The organism is Stutzerimonas chloritidismutans AW-1, assembly GCF_000495915.1.
Lineage (GTDB): Bacteria > Pseudomonadota > Gammaproteobacteria > Pseudomonadales > Pseudomonadaceae > Stutzerimonas > Stutzerimonas chloritidismutans.
Genome location: NZ_AOFQ01000033.1, coordinates 23,694 through 38,078, shown reverse-complemented (window position 1 = coordinate 38,078; position 14,385 = coordinate 23,694). Strand labels below are relative to the sequence as shown.

12 protein-coding genes are annotated in these 14,385 nt (G+C 65.7%); 8 read left to right on the top strand and 4 right to left on the bottom strand.

The features are described from left to right. Positions 1-134 precede the first annotated feature (134 nt). The 4 genes from F753_RS36960 (at position 135) to F753_RS36945 (ending at position 3,106) form a co-directional block, all read left to right on the top strand. Positions 135-1,076 carry a sodium-dependent bicarbonate transport family permease gene (locus F753_RS36960; RefSeq protein ID WP_023444819.1) on the top strand — a complete coding sequence of 314 codons (942 nt, stop codon included), beginning with the start codon at positions 135-137 and terminating at the stop codon, positions 1,074-1,076. Position 1,077: 1 nt separating this feature from the next. Further along, positions 1,078-1,380 carry a P-II family nitrogen regulator gene (locus F753_RS36955; protein ID WP_023445454.1) on the top strand — a complete coding sequence of 101 codons (303 nt, stop codon included), beginning with the start codon at positions 1,078-1,080 and terminating at the stop codon, positions 1,378-1,380. A gap of 66 nt (positions 1,381-1,446) precedes the next feature. Continuing rightward, positions 1,447-2,355, top strand: coding sequence for a glutaminase B (gene glsB, locus F753_RS36950; RefSeq protein WP_014822033.1), 909 nt, complete (start codon positions 1,447-1,449; stop codon positions 2,353-2,355). 52 nt (positions 2,356-2,407) lie between these two features. Beyond that, positions 2,408-3,106, top strand: coding sequence for a carbonic anhydrase (locus F753_RS36945; RefSeq protein WP_014822032.1), 699 nt, complete (start codon positions 2,408-2,410; stop codon positions 3,104-3,106). Between the two features lie 41 nt (positions 3,107-3,147). Here F753_RS36945 and F753_RS36940 read toward each other — a convergent pair whose 3' ends face one another. The 3 genes from F753_RS36940 to F753_RS36930 all read right to left on the bottom strand — a co-directional run bounded on the left by F753_RS36940 (position 3,148) and on the right by F753_RS36930 (position 6,586). After that, positions 3,148-3,957: a substrate-binding periplasmic protein gene (locus F753_RS36940; protein ID WP_023445453.1), complete on the bottom strand. Its 810-nt coding sequence runs from the start codon at positions 3,955-3,957 to the stop codon at positions 3,148-3,150. 121 nt (positions 3,958-4,078) lie between these two features. Next, positions 4,079-5,062 (bottom strand): asparaginase, encoded by a 984-nt coding sequence (locus F753_RS36935; RefSeq protein ID WP_023445452.1) that lies wholly within the window; start codon positions 5,060-5,062, stop codon positions 4,079-4,081. 102 nt (positions 5,063-5,164) lie between these two features. Beyond that, entirely contained in the window at positions 5,165-6,586 is a 1,422-nt protein-coding gene (locus F753_RS36930; RefSeq protein WP_023445451.1) for an alanine/glycine:cation symporter family protein, read from the bottom strand. Between the two features lie 169 nt (positions 6,587-6,755). On the opposite strand from F753_RS36930, the gene F753_RS36925 reads away from it, so the two are divergent. Together F753_RS36925 and F753_RS36920 are read left to right on the top strand one after the other, a co-directional pair. Next, positions 6,756-7,574 carry a helix-turn-helix domain-containing protein gene (locus tag F753_RS36925; RefSeq protein WP_023445450.1) on the top strand — a complete coding sequence of 273 codons (819 nt, stop codon included), beginning with the start codon at positions 6,756-6,758 and terminating at the stop codon, positions 7,572-7,574. A 143-nt stretch (positions 7,575-7,717) separates the two neighbouring features. Continuing rightward, the gene (locus F753_RS36920) at positions 7,718-8,866 is read left to right on the top strand and encodes a hypothetical protein (protein WP_023445449.1); all 1,149 of its coding nucleotides are present in this window, start codon (positions 7,718-7,720) and stop codon (positions 8,864-8,866) included. Between the two features lie 82 nt (positions 8,867-8,948). Here F753_RS36920 and F753_RS36915 read toward each other — a convergent pair whose 3' ends face one another. After that, positions 8,949-10,373, bottom strand: a complete 1,425-nt coding sequence (locus tag F753_RS36915) for an aspartate ammonia-lyase (protein ID WP_014822023.1) — start codon at positions 10,371-10,373, stop codon at positions 8,949-8,951. A gap of 162 nt (positions 10,374-10,535) precedes the next feature. Here F753_RS36915 and F753_RS36910 point away from each other — a divergent pair, with 162 nt between their 5' ends. Together F753_RS36910 and F753_RS36905 are read left to right on the top strand one after the other, a co-directional pair. Next, the gene (locus tag F753_RS36910) at positions 10,536-11,468 is read left to right on the top strand and encodes a LysR substrate-binding domain-containing protein (RefSeq protein WP_023445448.1); all 933 of its coding nucleotides are present in this window, start codon (positions 10,536-10,538) and stop codon (positions 11,466-11,468) included. 147 nt (positions 11,469-11,615) lie between these two features. Further along, positions 11,616-14,351 carry an AMP-binding protein gene (locus tag F753_RS36905; RefSeq protein ID WP_023445447.1) on the top strand — a complete coding sequence of 912 codons (2,736 nt, stop codon included), beginning with the start codon at positions 11,616-11,618 and terminating at the stop codon, positions 14,349-14,351. Positions 14,352-14,385 lie beyond the last annotated feature (34 nt).

The window sequence follows — 14,385 nt, the reverse complement described above, 5'->3', positions numbered from 1 at the left end:
CCCCCCCCCCCCCCCCCAGCCAGCGGAACGGACGGCGCGGGCAGTGTGTCCCCTTTGGGAGCCCTTGCGGCTCCTTTTTTTCGAGCCAATGTCTGCCAGGGATCGGTCCATTGTCCAAGCTGTGGAGACTGTAGATGGGTATCGACCCAGTAGTGCTGTTCTTCGTGTTCGGCCTGTTTGCGGGCCTGGTGAAGAGCGAGTTGAAGCTGCCGCCGGCGCTCTACGAGACGCTGTCGATCATCCTGCTGCTGGCGATCGGTCTGCACGGTGGTGTGGAACTGGCCGAACAGGCCAGTGCGGCGCTTCTGGGGCAGTCGCTGCTGGTGCTGGCGCTGGGCGTGTTGCTGCCGATCCTGGCCTTCATCCTGCTGCGTGGCCTGCGTTTCGACAGGGTCAACGCGGCGGCGGTGGCAGCGCACTACGGCTCGGTGAGCGCCGGTACCTTCGCGGTGGTGGTGGCCTATCTGGCGGCGCGGGAAATCTTCTTCGAAAGCTACATGCCGCTGTTCGTGGCGATTCTCGAAATCCCGGCGATCCTGGTCGGCATTCTGCTGGCCAAGGGAGTTTCGCGCGATACCGACTGGAAGGAGCTGGGCCGCGAGATCTTCCTTGGCAAAAGCATCATGCTGCTGCTCGGTGGCCTGCTGATCGGTGCGATCGCCGGCAAGGAGGCCATCAAACCGCTCGAACCGCTGTACACCAGCATGTTCAAACCGGTTCTGGCGTTCTTCCTGCTGGAGATGGGCCTGATCGCCTCCGGCCAGCTCGGCTCGCTCAAGCGCTACGGCTTCAAGCTCGCTGCCTTTGCGCTGCTGATGCCGCTGATCGGTGCGCTGATCGGCGCCCTGCTGGCGCGCTTCATGGGCCTGTCGCTAGGCGGTACGGCGATGCTCGCCACGCTGGCGGCGAGTGCCTCGTACATTGCGGTGCCAGCGGCGATGCGCCTGGCGGTGCCAGAAGCCAATCCGTCGCTGTCGCTGACTGCGTCGCTGGGCATCACCTTTCCGTTCAACATCCTGATCGGCATTCCGCTCTACCTGGCCCTGGCCGAGCGGCTGATCGCCTGGGGGTTCTGAGATGAACGCGCACAATCGTACGCTGCTGACCGTGATCTGCGAGGCAGCGCTGGAACACAAGCTGGAAGCCGACCTGAAAAACCTGGGCGCTCCGGGCTGGACCCTGTCGGACGCCCGTGGCAGCGGCAGCCGCGGGGTGCGCAGCGCCGGCTGGGATACCGACGGCAATATCCGCCTGGAGGTGATCTGCAGCCGCGAGATCGCCGAGCGTATCGCCGAGCACCTGCAGGCGCGCTACTACGAGAACTTCGGCATGGTCTGCTACCTGGCCGAGGTGGAAGTGCTGCGGCCCGAGAAGTTCTGACCGCGCGCTGTGATGCCCCTCGGCCGGCGGGCGTCCACCCTGGACTCAGGACCGATGGAGCCTTCGATGCACGCCCTGCTGCAGGAAATTCTCGACGATGTACGCCCGCTGCTCGGGCAAGGTCGCGTGGCCAGTTACATCCCGGCGCTGGCCGACGTGCCGCCCAACCAGTTGGGTATTGCCGTGTGCAGTGCCGAGGGCGAGATTTTCGAAGCCGGCGACGCGCAGACGCCGTTCTCGATCCAGAGCATTTCGAAAGTGTTCAGCCTGGTGCAGGCCATCGCCCATCGCGGCGAGTCGTTGTGGGAGCGGCTGGGCCACGAGCCTTCGGGGCAGCCGTTCAATTCACTGGTGCAGCTCGAGTTCGAGCGCGGCCGCCCGCGCAACCCGTTCATCAACGCCGGGGCGCTGGTGATCTGCGACGTCAACCAGTCGCGCTTCGCCACCCCGGAGCTGTCGATGCGCGATTTCGTCCGGCACCTGTCCGGCAACCGGCAGATCGTCTCCGACACCCGCGTCGCCGAATCCGAATACCAGCACCGCGCGCGCAATGCGGCCATGGCTTACCTGATGCAGGCCTTCGGCAACTTCCACAACGATGTCGAAGCGGTATTGCGCAGCTATTTTCATCACTGCGCGCTGCGCATGAACTGCGTCGACCTGGCCCGCGCGTTCGCCTTTCTCGCCCGCGATGGTGCCTGCCCGCAAAGCGGCGAGACGGTGCTGGCGCCGCGCCAGGCCAAGCAGGTCAACGCGATCATGGCCACCAGCGGGCTGTACGACGAGGCGGGCAACTTCGCCTATCGCGTCGGCCTGCCCGGCAAGAGCGGGGTGGGCGGCGGCATCGTCGCGGTGGTGCCGGGCCGCTTCACCGTCTGCGTCTGGTCGCCGGAGCTCAACGCCGCGGGCAATTCGCTGATTGGCATGGCCGCCCTCGAAGCGCTGTCGCAGCGTATCGGCTGGTCCATCTTCTGACGCGCCGTCGCGGCGGCGCCTACCCTTCGAATTCCTCTGGAGAGAACCAAGCATGAATGACGGCAAGAAGAGCGAAACCGCCCAGGAGGCCCTCGAACACATCGTCTCGGGCGTCAAGCGCTTCCGCGAAGAGGTCTATCCCGAGCAGCGCGAGCTGTTCGAGAAGCTCGCCTACGAGCAGACACCGCGGGCGATGTTCATCACCTGCGCCGACTCGCGAATCATCCCCGAGCTGATCACCCAGAGTTCGCCCGGCGACCTGTTCGTCACCCGCAACGTCGGCAACGTGGTGCCGCCCTACGGGCAGATGAACGGTGGCGTGTCGACCGCCATCGAGTTCGCCGTGATGGCGCTTGGCGTGCAGCACATCATCGTCTGCGGCCACTCCGACTGCGGCGCGATGAAGGCGGTGCTCAACCCGGCTCAGCTGGAGCGCATGCCGACGGTCAAGGGCTGGCTGCGGCATGCCGAGGTGGCGAAGATCGTCGTCGAGCAGAACTGTGGCTGCGCCGACCACAACACCCTCGGCATCCTTACCGAGGAGAACGTGGTGGCCCAGCTCGACCACCTGCGCACGCATCCCTCGGTGGCAGCGCGGCTGGCCAGCGGTCAGCTGTTCATCCACGGCTGGGTGTACAACATCGGGACCAGCGAGATTCGTGCCTACGATGCCGAGAAAGGCGAGTTCCGCCTGGTCGGCGACGGCCCGCTGCCGATGGCCACGCCGCGGGCGCGCTATCAGGTGAGCTGAAGCGCTTCCGGGCGGTTTCGGTCTGCTGACGAGGCGCGGGGTCAGCGACCACTGGCCAGCGTCGTGCCGCGCTCCTGAATCAGGTAGCACAGGTCAGGGGTCTTGCTGCAGCCGGCGTAGCCTTCGGCGATCACTTCCTCAAGTGCCTTCTGCAGGCGGTTGACCACTGCCTCCGGCGTATCAGGGCTCAGTGCCAGATACAGCGGTTCGCTGCGATAGCTCAGCGCTATGCGCAGCTGGCTCTCGTCGACGCCCTGCAGCCGCGCGTAATGACGCCACACTGGGTCGGCCACCGCCCACAGGTCGATGCGCCCGGTCAGCAGTTTGCGCAGGTTTTCAGCGTCGTTGAGGCTGTTGCTGGTGCGGATGCCCTGGCTTTCCAGGAACAGGCTGACACTGCCGTTGGCGTGGCCGCCGATCTGGTAGCCCTGCGCCTGCTCCAGGCTGTCGAACTTCAGGCCACTGTCGGCCGGCGCCAGCAGCACGCTGGCGTGATGGGCCAGCGGCCCGACCCACTTGAACTGTCCGGCGTTCTGCGGCGTGCGCGCCACCGAGAACAGCCCGTGGGCGGGCTGCTGCCGGGTCTGCTCGTAGAGCCGGCTCCAGGGGCCGCGCAGGGTCAGGTTGTAGGCGATGCCGGCGCGGCGAAAGATGTCGCGCACGGTATCGGCATCGATGCCCTGCACATCGTCGCCGCGGGCGAAGCCCTTGCTGTTGGGGCCCATGTTGAATGGCGGGAAGCTGTCGGTTTGCAGGGTGATCTGATAGTTGGCAGGCAGTTCGGCCTGGGCGGCGCATGCAGCGCTGATGAGCAGGGCGAACAGCGCCCCGGCAGTTCGGGATCTGGCCATGGCATCGGCTCCTTGACGCTTTTCTTGTTGTTGGCGTGAGCAAGGGTAGCGGTGCTGCAGGTACATCGCCAGCCGGCCGCGCTGCCCTGCGGGACAGCGCGCATTTTTGCCGGTGTCGTTTTCAGTCGGCCATTTCGCCGCAGAGGTCGCGGCAAAACCAGTGTTCCACCTCGGCGTGGTCGAGCCCGGCGGCGAGCAGGGCGAACAACTTGCCCAGCGCTGCTTCACGGGTCATACCGCCGCCGGAGACCAGACCGGCATCGCGCAAGCCGCTGCCGGTGGCATAGACGTCGAAATCGACATGGCCGCCCGGGCACTGGCTGATCGCCGCCAGCACCACGCCCTGTCGATGCGCCTGGCGCAGCGCTTCGATGAACGGGACGTCGTCCGCCGGGCCGGTGCCGCTGCCATAGCACTCGAGCAGTAGCGCCTGAGCGCCGCTGGCGACCAGTGCCCGGACCTGCGCGGCGCCGACGCCGGGGTACAACGGCAGCACCACGACCTGCGCCGGTCGCTGCGGCAACAGCGCCGGCGGACGTTCGCTGGCCGCTGCGGCGAGGCGCTTGCGCGGCGCCTCGGCAAAGGCGTCGAAGGCGTCGCTGCGCAGTTTGCTGACCCGCGCGCCGTGCAGCAGCACGCCGTTGAAGAACAGTTGCACGCCGTGCACCTGCCCGGCCTGCAGGGCGCGCATGGCGCCGAACAGGTTGGGCCAGGCATCGCTGCCCGGGCTTCCCGCCGGCAGCATGGCGCCGGTGAGCAGCACGGGGATCTCAAGATCCAGCAGCAGGAAGGACAACGCAGCGGCGCTGTAGGCCAGGGTATCGGTGCCGTGCAGCAACAGCACCGCATCGCAGTCGCCCTGCGCCGCTGCGTCGCGGACGGCGGACGCCATCTGCAGCCAGTGGGTCGGCTGCATGTTGGCGCTGTCCAGCAGCGGTTGCAGTTCGCGGAAGGTCCAGCTCGGCAGCGGCCCGGCTTCCAGCGCCTGCTGCGCGCGCAGGCGAGCTTCGAAGCCGGAGGCTGGCATCAACCCGGCGGCGCTCTGTTGCATGCCGATGGTGCCACCGGTGTAGAGCACCAGCAGGCGTTCGATTGATTGATTCACACGCGCTCCTCGCTCGTTCGGCGCAGGCCATCATGAATACAGGCGGATGGGGCCAGCCCCGTGCGCGGTTGCGCAGAAGGCTGGCCGGTCGCGTCGGAGCGCTTAGCGGCGCTCGGTGGTGTCGGGTGTGGCGGGCATGTTCGCCTTCCACACGGCCGGGTCGAGATCCAGGTCGGCGAAGTCCTTCGGATCGAGCACGGGTTGCTCGATGCCGGCGCGGATCTGGCGGTCGTAGTCGCGCATCAGGCGCAGGCCGACCTTGAACAGCAGGGCCACGGCGATCAGGTTGGCGATGGCCAGCAGACCCATGGTCACGTCGGCGAAGGCAAACACGGTGCCCAGATCCTGCACCGAACCCCAGAGCACGAGGATGACCACGAGGATGCGATAGATCACCACCGGCATGCGCTTCTCGGTGAAGAAGCCCAGCGCGTTTTCACCCAGGTAGTAGTTGTAGATCAGCGTGGTGAAGACGAACAGCAGCAGCGCGACGCTGACGAACACCCGACCCCACTCGCCGACGACGGCGGCCATGGCGTTCTGCGTCAGCACCACACCGGCCTGGTCCATACCCGGCTCGTAGACGCCCGAGAGCAGGATGATCAGCGCCGTGCAGCTGCACAGGATGATGGTGTCGATGAACACCGAGAGCGACTGCACGATGCCCTGCGCCACCGGGTGCTTGACCTCGGCGACCGCGGCGACGTTTGGCGCACTGCCCAGGCCTGCCTCGTTGGAGAACAGGCCGCGCTTGACGCCCATCAGGATCGCCGCGCCGATGCCGCCGGCGAAGGCCTGCTCCAGACCGAAGGCGCTGCGGAAGATCAGGCCGAAGGTTTCCGGTACGGCACCGAAGTTGCTGCCGATGACGAACAGTGCCATGCCCAGGTAGGAGAAGGCCATGACCGGCACCAGTACATCGGCCCACTTGGCGATACGGCGGATGCCACCGAAGATGATGCCGCCGATGACCAGGGTCAGCGCGATGCCGCTGGCTACGGTCGGCACGCCAAAGGTGTCATGCAGCGAGCTGGCGACGGTGAACGACTGCACGGCGTTGAAGCCGAAGCCGAAGGTCATCAGCAGCAGGATCGAGACAACGATGCCCAGCCAGCGCTGGCCGAGTCCGTGCTGGATGTAGAAGGCCGGGCCGCCGCGGTAGGTGCCGTCCGGCTCGCGACGCTTGTACAGCTGCGCCAGCGAGCACTCGAAGTAGCTGGTCGCCATGCCCACCAGCGCCACCACCCACATCCAGAAGATCGCGCCCGGGCCGCCGAGCATGATTGCCACCGAGACGCCTGCGATGTTGCCGGCGCCGACGCGGCCGGCGACCGAGAGCATCAGGGCCTGGAAGGAAGAGAGCTGTCCCGGCTGACGCTCGAAGGCGTGGCCGAAGATGCTGAACATGTTGCCGAAATAACGGAACTGGACGAAGCCGGAGCGAATCGTGAAGAGCAGACCGAGGCCGATCAGCATGACGATCAGCAGCTTGCTCCAAATGAGGTCATTCAGAAGGTCGAGCATGGCAATGTTCACCTTGTTGTCGTTGTTAGGGTGCCGGCGCGCGCCGCTGCGCCGTGCAAGCGGGGGATGTTTCAACAGTAGCGACGACAGGACAATTTCGCAGGTGGCCGCGATGTGACGCGACCTGATGCTAGAATGGCGACACTCGCGCCAACCGCCAGGGCATCCCATGACCTCCCACCTCGCCGAAAACCTCAAGTTGCTCTGCAGTCACTACCGCTCGATTGCCGAGGTGTGCCGCAAGCTGGCCATCAATCGGGCGCAGTTCAACAAGTACCTGGGCGGGCAGAGCCGTCCCACGCCGTTCAACCTCAAACGCATCGGCGACTTTTTCGGGGTCGAGGGCTATGAGCTGGAAATGCCGCCCGAGCAGTTCGCCCGGCTGGTCGGGGCGCGCCATCCGGAAGCCCAGGCGCTGCCGCGGACCGATCCGCTGCTGGCCCTGCTGCAGCCGTTGCGCGAGCACGCCGCGAGTCTGTCGCGCTATTGCGGCTACTACTTCGAATACGCCAACTGCATGTCGGTGCCGGGCAGCATCCTCATCTCGCTGGTGCATCTGCGCGAGGAAAACGGCCTCTACCTGTTCGAGCGTCAGGAGCGCCAGGAGCGCGCCAGCCCTACCCTCGGCCACGCTGAGGACTGGGTACGCTGCCGCTACCTCGGCGCGGCGTTCGGCCTGCAGGACCGGCTGTTCCTGATCGACTACGAATCGCTGACGCTCAACGAGATGAGCCAAACCATCCTCATTCCCAGCTTCAAGAGCCGCATCACCCGTCTTAACGGAATGAAGACCGGCGTCTCTTCGGGCGACCGCCGCACGCCAGCGTGCACCTCGGTGGTGTGGGAATACCTGGGCCGCGAGATCAACCGGGTCAGCGCCTATCGCCAGGTGATGCTCTACAGCCCGGACGACCCGCGCATCGACCTGGATATCCGCGGGCGCCTGGCGACGCCGCATGTGGAGAACGGGCTGTTCGGCATCGAGTAGAGACGACGACGGTTCATGCTCGCGCCGGGATGGCTGTGCGGGAACTGCGGATTGGTCGGCAGGGAATCACGGAAACTTCGGCTAACGTGCTCACATGGACCCGCGTGAGCGGTCATTGGGTCGTAATGTATCAGGGATGAAGCATGCGCCTGTTGGTCTTAGTGTTCTTGGGCTTCACGGTCGCTCTAGCCATCCGTGATGGTCTTGAACGTGTCGCATCGCTCGTTGCGTCCGTCCCCGAGCGGGGGCAGCTTGTTCAACAGTTAGTCGAGGTCGAAGGCCTCGATGTCCGGTCGTTTTGCAGTTCGCTTCGCCAGAAGAGCTGTCGTTGGGAAATGGTCGTCCGCGTCGAGGGTGGGCGCATCCTTCGACTGTTTCTGGATCCCCTGCTGCACTCTGGAGATGAGCGCTACGCACTGTTGCAGCCGGGGGACAAGCTGCGGTTGGGTTTGTCTGGCGACGTGGCCTACACCTTGGTGCGCGTGAGCGCGAAAAATCCGTTGCCCGGTCTTGCGCCTATCGTCACGTTGCTCGGCGAAGCCCAGCTGCGTGAATGGCGTGCGGATATCGTATGGCGTGGATATCTGTGGCTGGCGGTGGACTTCGTTGTCGTGTTCTTCGCTTTTCGCACCCTTAAGCGCATGCACCTGGCTGCAAGTGCTGTTCTATGCTTATCTTGCACAGCGTTGCTCACGGTCGTTTCAATCTGGGGCGCGCGTCCCGGCCCTCTACCGAAAGAGCTTGAACTGATCGATCAGCCAATTACCGCCGCAGCGGTTGGTACACGGCTAAGCTGTCGCGCTGCTCGGCTAGGTTCCCGGAGACACTGCGAGCCACAACAATTCATCGCCGACTCTGATGGGAAGATTTGGCCTATAGCCTATCCGGGCACGTCAGTACTGATACCCGAACGGGGGCGCGACTTACTTCTAGGGACCAGGTTCGATGTTGTCTATCGAATCAAGAACGCTCCCAACGAGAGCAGCGAGCGCAACTGCAGCTTTCGTCAGCATCCGTTGTCGAGGGAGCGAAAAATCGTCTGGATGTGCGATGACGATGCGGCTGAGCGATACGTCAGGGCAAGGGATCCTGTAAAGGCTCTGGTTGATCGGCTCCCAGGTATTTCGAAGTTGGATCCCCTGCCCTTTGAATGGACCCGGTACGCCTATCGCCAAGCTAGGGCAGCTCATAACGACATAGTGTTTTTTGGGATGCTTATCCCGTTGGGCGCGTGGCTGTTCTGGTTTCTCTACCGAAATGGCGCAAGCGTTAGGGTGAAAGGCGGGCGCTGAACCTTTCAGTTGCTTGGAACAGTCAGGAACCATGGCGCCCGTCACTGCAGCTCATCTACGCGATCAGGATGCGGCTAGATCTTCACACCACCAGCGGTGCCAGGCGTGGCGCGATCATGTTTTCCGGGCGCAGGATCTCGGCGAGCATGGCGTCGTCGAGCAAGCGCTCCTCGCGCACCAGCTCCAGCACACTGCGGCCGCCGAGCAGCGCCTCACGAGCCAGGCGGGTGCTGTTGTCGTAGCCGATGTAGGGGTTCAGCGCGGTGATCAGGCCAATGGAGCTTTCCATCAGCTCGCGGCAACGGTCTTCGTTGGCGGTGATGCCTTCGATGCAATGCTCGCGCAGCATGTCCATGGCGCGCTGCAGCAGGCGGATCGAATCGAACAGCTTGTAGGCGATCAACGGTTCCATGACGTTGAGCTGCAGCTGTCCGCCCTCGGCGGCCATGGTCAGCGCGAGGTCGTTGCCGATCACTTCGAAGGCTACCTGGTTGACCGCTTCCGGGATCACCGGATTGACCTTGCCCGGCATGATCGAACTGCCCGGCTGGCGCGGCGGCAGGTTGATCTCGTTGAAGCCGGTGCGCGGGCCGCTGGAGAGCAGGCGCAGGTCGTTGCAGATCTTCGACAGCTTCACCGCCAGGCGCTTGAGCATGCCGGAGAACAGCACGAACGAGCCCATGTCCGAGGTGGCTTCGATCAGGTCGGCGGCCTGGCGCAGCGGCTGGCCGCTGATCTGCGCCAGGCGCTGCACGGCAATGGCCTGGTAGCGCGGGTCGGCATTGATGCCGGTGCCGATCGCGGTGCCGCCGAGGTTCACTTCCAGCAGCAGCTCCGGGGCGAAGCCGCGCAGATGGTGCAGATCCTCACCGAGGGTGGTGGCGAAGGCGTGGAATTCCTGGCCCAGGGTCATGGGCACGGCGTCCTGCAGCTGGGTGCGGCCCATCTTCAGCACGTGGGCGAAGGCATGGCCCTTGCCGGTCAGCGACTGGCAGAGGCTCTCCAGGCTGGCGAGCAGGGTGTCGTGACCGAGCAGCAGGCCCAGGCGAATCGCCGTCGGATAGGCGTCGTTGGTGGACTGCGCCATGTTCACGTCGTTGTTCGGGTGCAGGTACTGGTACTCGCCCTTGGCGTGGCCCATCGCTTCCAGGCCGAGGTTGGCGATCACTTCGTTGGCGTTCATGTTGGTCGAGGTGCCGGCGCCGCCCTGGATCATGTCCACCACGAACTGCTCATGGAATTCGCCGCGAATCAGACGTGCACAGCCCTGGCTGATTGCCACGTGCTTGGCTTCGGGCAGGTAGCCCAGCTCGCGGTTGGCGTCTGCGGCGGCCTGCTTGACCATCGCCAGGGCGACGATCAGTTTCGGGTAATGCGCCAACGGCACGCCGGAGAGGCGGAAGTTGTGCAATGCGCGCAGGGTCTGGATGCCGTAGTAGGCGTCGGAAGGAACGGGGAGGGTGCCAAGCAGGTCTTTTTCGACTCGCGATGATGCAACTTCGGACATGATGGTAATGTGGCTTCGGTAGGCGCAGGCAGTGCTGCAGTGCGCCTAAAATAAGGCTTTCAGGGGTTTTGCGGCCAATGCCGTTGCTGGCTGCCCTATGCCGAAACGGCATAATGTCCGTGTGACTTTGTGCCGGTCGCAATCGTATCGAGGAATGTTCAGGTGAATCTGGAAACCAAGTGGCTGGAGGATTTCGTGGCGCTGGCGGCGACCCGCAGCTTCTCCCAGGCCGCGCAACGCCGCTTCGTCACGCAGCCGGCCTTCAGCCGGCGGATACGCTCGCTGGAAGAGGCGCTCGGCCTGCAGCTGATCAACCGCTCGCGCACGCCGATCGAGCTGACCGAGGCCGGCCAGCTGTTCCTAGTCAGTGCGCGCAACATGGTCGAACAGCTCGGCGAAGTGGTGCGCCATCTGCACCACGTCGAGGGCCAGCAGGGCGAGGTGTTGCAGATATCCGCCGCGCACTCGCTGGCGCTGGGCTTCTTCCCTGCGTGGATCGCCGGCCTGCGCCACGACGGGCTGAACATCGCCACCCGGCTGATCGCCACCAACGTCGGCGAAGCCGTGCATGTGCTGCGCGAAGGTGGCTGCGACCTGATCCTCGCCTACTACGACCCGGATGCCGCGCTGCAGCTCGACCCGGAACTGTTCCCTTCGCTGCATCTGGGCCGCACCGAGATGTTGCCAGTCTGCGCGGCGGGTGCCGACGGCGCGCCGCTGTACGACGTCGACAGCGGCCAGACCGTGCCGCTGCTGGCCTACAGCGCCGGCGCCTTTCTCGGTCGTTCGGTGAATCTGTTGCTGCGCCAGCGCGCGTTGCGTTCGACCACGGTCTACGAGACGGCCATGGCCGACAGCCTGAAAAGCATGGCGCTGCAGGGGCTGGGCATCGCCTGGGTGCCGCGGCTGAGCGTCGAACCCGAGTTGCAGCGCGGCGAGCTGGCGATCTGCGGCAGCGAGCAATGGCGGGTGCCACTGGAAATCCGCCTGTATCGCTGCTCGCTGATGCGCAAGGGTGCAGTGCGCTTGCTCTGGCGAAGGCTGGAAAACCGTGCCGCGCAAGCGCAGCGACAGGCGGGCGAAGCGGCAGGTTAAAGCACCCCACGCAGCCAAATGTGCGTAACAAGCGGTTAACTGCACACATTTTGTTGCTTCGCGCGAGGCAACTTTTTCGGGCGACGCTGTCTTAGCTGAGCAATCCGTGCCATGGCCAGGCCGGACTCTAGCCAAGGACAGACAGCCGTGAATTACGACTCCGACGCCGCCGTGCCCCCTGCGGGCTCGGTCTTTGCTGTGCTCGACCCGGCGACCGCCGGCATCGAGCCCGTCACTTTGCATGCCGCGCTGAGCCGCGTGGCGCATGGTGCGCCTGATCGATCGGCGGTGCTTTCGACACGCTTCGCGCCGCTGGACCATCGTGGCCTGCAGCAGATGATCGACCAGACCCGTCGCCAGTTGCGCCTGGCCGGCTTCGGCCGCGACGCACGCATCGGCGTATTGCTGCCAGAAGCCCCGCAGGCGGCGGTCGCGATCATTGCCGTCGCCTGTTCCGCGGTTGCCGTACCGCTCGATCCGCGCCTCGGCCCGGCCGAACTGGACCAGTTTCTCCAGCAGCTGCCGCTCGATGCCCTGCTGATCAGCAGTGACGGCGATCAGCAGGGCCGGGCGGCCGCCGAGCGCCACGGGCTGACGCTGATCAGTGCCGAAGCGGCCGCGGACGGCAGCCCGGCGTTGCAGTTGGACATGCCGCTGGCTGCACAGCCGGCCGCCGATGATCTGCCCGAGGCAGACGCCCCAGCGTTCATCCTGCGCAGCTCCGGCACCACGGCGTTGCCCAAGCTGATTCCCTTCACCCATCGCAACATGCTGACCGCCGCCCGCAAGTGGCAGCGCTGGTTCGGCCTGGATGCCGGTGACCGCTGCCTGTGCGTCTCGGCCCCCTATTACTCCCACGGGCTGAAGGTCACCATCCTCACGCCGTTGCTCACCGGCGGCAGCGTCGCCTTTCCGCTCAGCCCGGCCGTGGTGGACCTGCACGAGTGGTTCGAAAGCCTGCGGCCGAGCTGGTATTCCGCCGGCCCAGCATTGCACCGCGCAATTCTCGAAGCGGCCAGCGCGCACCCCGAAGGGTTGGGCACGCAGCGGCCGCGCTTCGCCTCATCCGGCGGCGCGCCGCTGGGACAGGACATCATCGATGCCTTCGAGCAGACCATGGGCTTCCCGCTGCTGGAGCACTACGGCTCCAGCGAGGCCGCGCAGATCGCCGTCAACACCCCGACCGAGCGCAAGGCGGACACGGTCGGTCGGCCCTGGCCGGAAACCCTGAGCATCGTCGACGAGAACGGCAACCCGCTGGCGGCCGGCGAGCGCGGCGAGATCCGCGTGCGTGGCGCGACGGTGATGCCTGGCTATCTCGGCGATGACACGCTCAACCGCGAGGTGCTGCGCGACGGCTGGTTCCACACCGGCGACATCGGCAGCCTCGACGAGGACGGCTTCCTGCGCCTGCATGGACGCCTGCGGGAAGTGATCAACCGCGGCGGCGAGAAGGTCAGCCTGTCGGAAGTCGATGCGGTGCTGTTGCGCCATCCGGCGGTGGCCGATGCAGCGGCGTTCGCCGTGCCGCATCAGCGCCTCGGCCAGGACGTCGCCGCCGCCGTGGTGCTACGCCCTGGCATGCAGGTGGCGGCCGAGGAGCTGCAGCGCTACCTGCGGGGCGAGCTGGTGTACTTCAAGGTGCCGCGGCGCGTGCAGATCATCGAAGCCTTGCCGCGCGGCTTAACCGGCAAGGTGTTGCGGCATCGGCTGGCGGATGCCTACCTCGAGCAGCGCAGCGCGCGGGCCCGGGCCGCGGCGGTGGCCGAGGCGGCGTCCGAACTGGAGCAGCAGGTGCTGGCGCTCTGGCGGCGACTGCTGAAAACCGAGGCGGTCGGCCCGAACGACAACTTTCTCGATTGTGGTGGTGACTCGCTGCTGGCCACCGAAATGCTTGCCGAGCTGGAGCAGATGCTCGGGCGGGTGATCCCCGAGTCGTTGCTGGTCGAGGCGGAGACTGCCCGCGAGCTGGCAGCACGCCTGGAAAATCTTGCCAACCACATCATTCCGGTCATCGATTTCAACGCTCAGCCAGGGCGCACGCCGTTGTTCTGGTTCCACGGCGATTTCGCCCATGGCGGCTACTACATCCGTCGCCTGGCCCGGCTGCTCGGCCCGCAGCAACCGCTGACCGCCATCGCCCCGCATGGCATGGACAACGAGCCGATACCAGAGTCGGTGCAGCAGATGGCGCGTGAACGTCTGCCGCTGATCCTCGCGCGCCAGTCGCAGGGACCGTACCGCATCGGCGGCTACTGCAACGGCGCGCTGGTGGCCTTCGAGGCCGCTCGTTTGCTCATCGAGGCGGGCCATGAGGTGGAGATCGTCGCTCTGATCGATCCGCCCACCGCCAATGTTCGCCCGTGGTCGCGGGCCATCCTGCGTACCCTCGACCGGGTGCTGCCGGACATGCACCTTGCCCGCGCCTACGAGGCGCTCAGCCGTTTCGGTGAAACCAGCAAGTGGCCCTATCCCAAGCGCTTCGCCAACCTGGCCTGGAAGCTGTCGCGGCGCAGCGTGCGCATGGTGCAGCAGCGGCTGGCCGGTCACGTGCCGACACCACCCACCGCGCGTGATCGTGAGGTGCGCGTGCGCTTCCTGCAGTACTCGCTGGTAATGGCGCGCTACCTGCCCCGGCGCATCGACGCGCCGGTGGTGTATTTCTCCGCCGACTACACCAGTCGCGCCTGGCGCGGCATGGGTGCGAGCTTCGAGAGTTACGACGTGCTCGGCGGCCATCATCGCTGTGTCAAGGACTACACCGCCTCCATCGCCACGCCGTTGCGCGCGCTGCTGGAGGATCCGGCTGCGGCAATGCCTGGTCAGAGCGGCTTGATGTTGCCGCTGGCCGAGCCGGGCGAGCGCGATGGTCTGGTGCCCTGATCATGCTCGCGTCGACCCCAGCGCTGCCGCGCAA

Bases quoted from the DNA above. Each gene is read 5' to 3' on its own strand.
- F753_RS36925 (WP_023445450.1), top strand. From the start codon at position 6,756: ATGACCTCCCACCTCGCCGAAAACCTCAAGTTGCTCTGCAGTCACTAC.
- F753_RS36955 (WP_023445454.1), top strand. From the start codon at position 1,078: ATGAACGCGCACAATCGTACGCTGCTGACCGTGATCTGCGAGGCAGCG.
- F753_RS36960 (WP_023444819.1), top strand. From the start codon at position 135: ATGGGTATCGACCCAGTAGTGCTGTTCTTCGTGTTCGGCCTGTTTGCG.
- F753_RS36920 (WP_023445449.1), top strand. From the start codon at position 7,718: ATGCGCCTGTTGGTCTTAGTGTTCTTGGGCTTCACGGTCGCTCTAGCC.
- F753_RS36940 (WP_023445453.1), bottom strand. From the start codon at position 3,957: ATGGCCAGATCCCGAACTGCCGGGGCGCTGTTCGCCCTGCTCATCAGC.
- F753_RS36945 (WP_014822032.1), top strand. From the start codon at position 2,408: ATGAATGACGGCAAGAAGAGCGAAACCGCCCAGGAGGCCCTCGAACAC.
- F753_RS36915 (WP_014822023.1), bottom strand. From the start codon at position 10,373: ATGTCCGAAGTTGCATCATCGCGAGTCGAAAAAGACCTGCTTGGCACC.
- F753_RS36930 (WP_023445451.1), bottom strand. From the start codon at position 6,586: ATGCTCGACCTTCTGAATGACCTCATTTGGAGCAAGCTGCTGATCGTC.
- glsB (WP_014822033.1), top strand. From the start codon at position 1,447: ATGCACGCCCTGCTGCAGGAAATTCTCGACGATGTACGCCCGCTGCTC.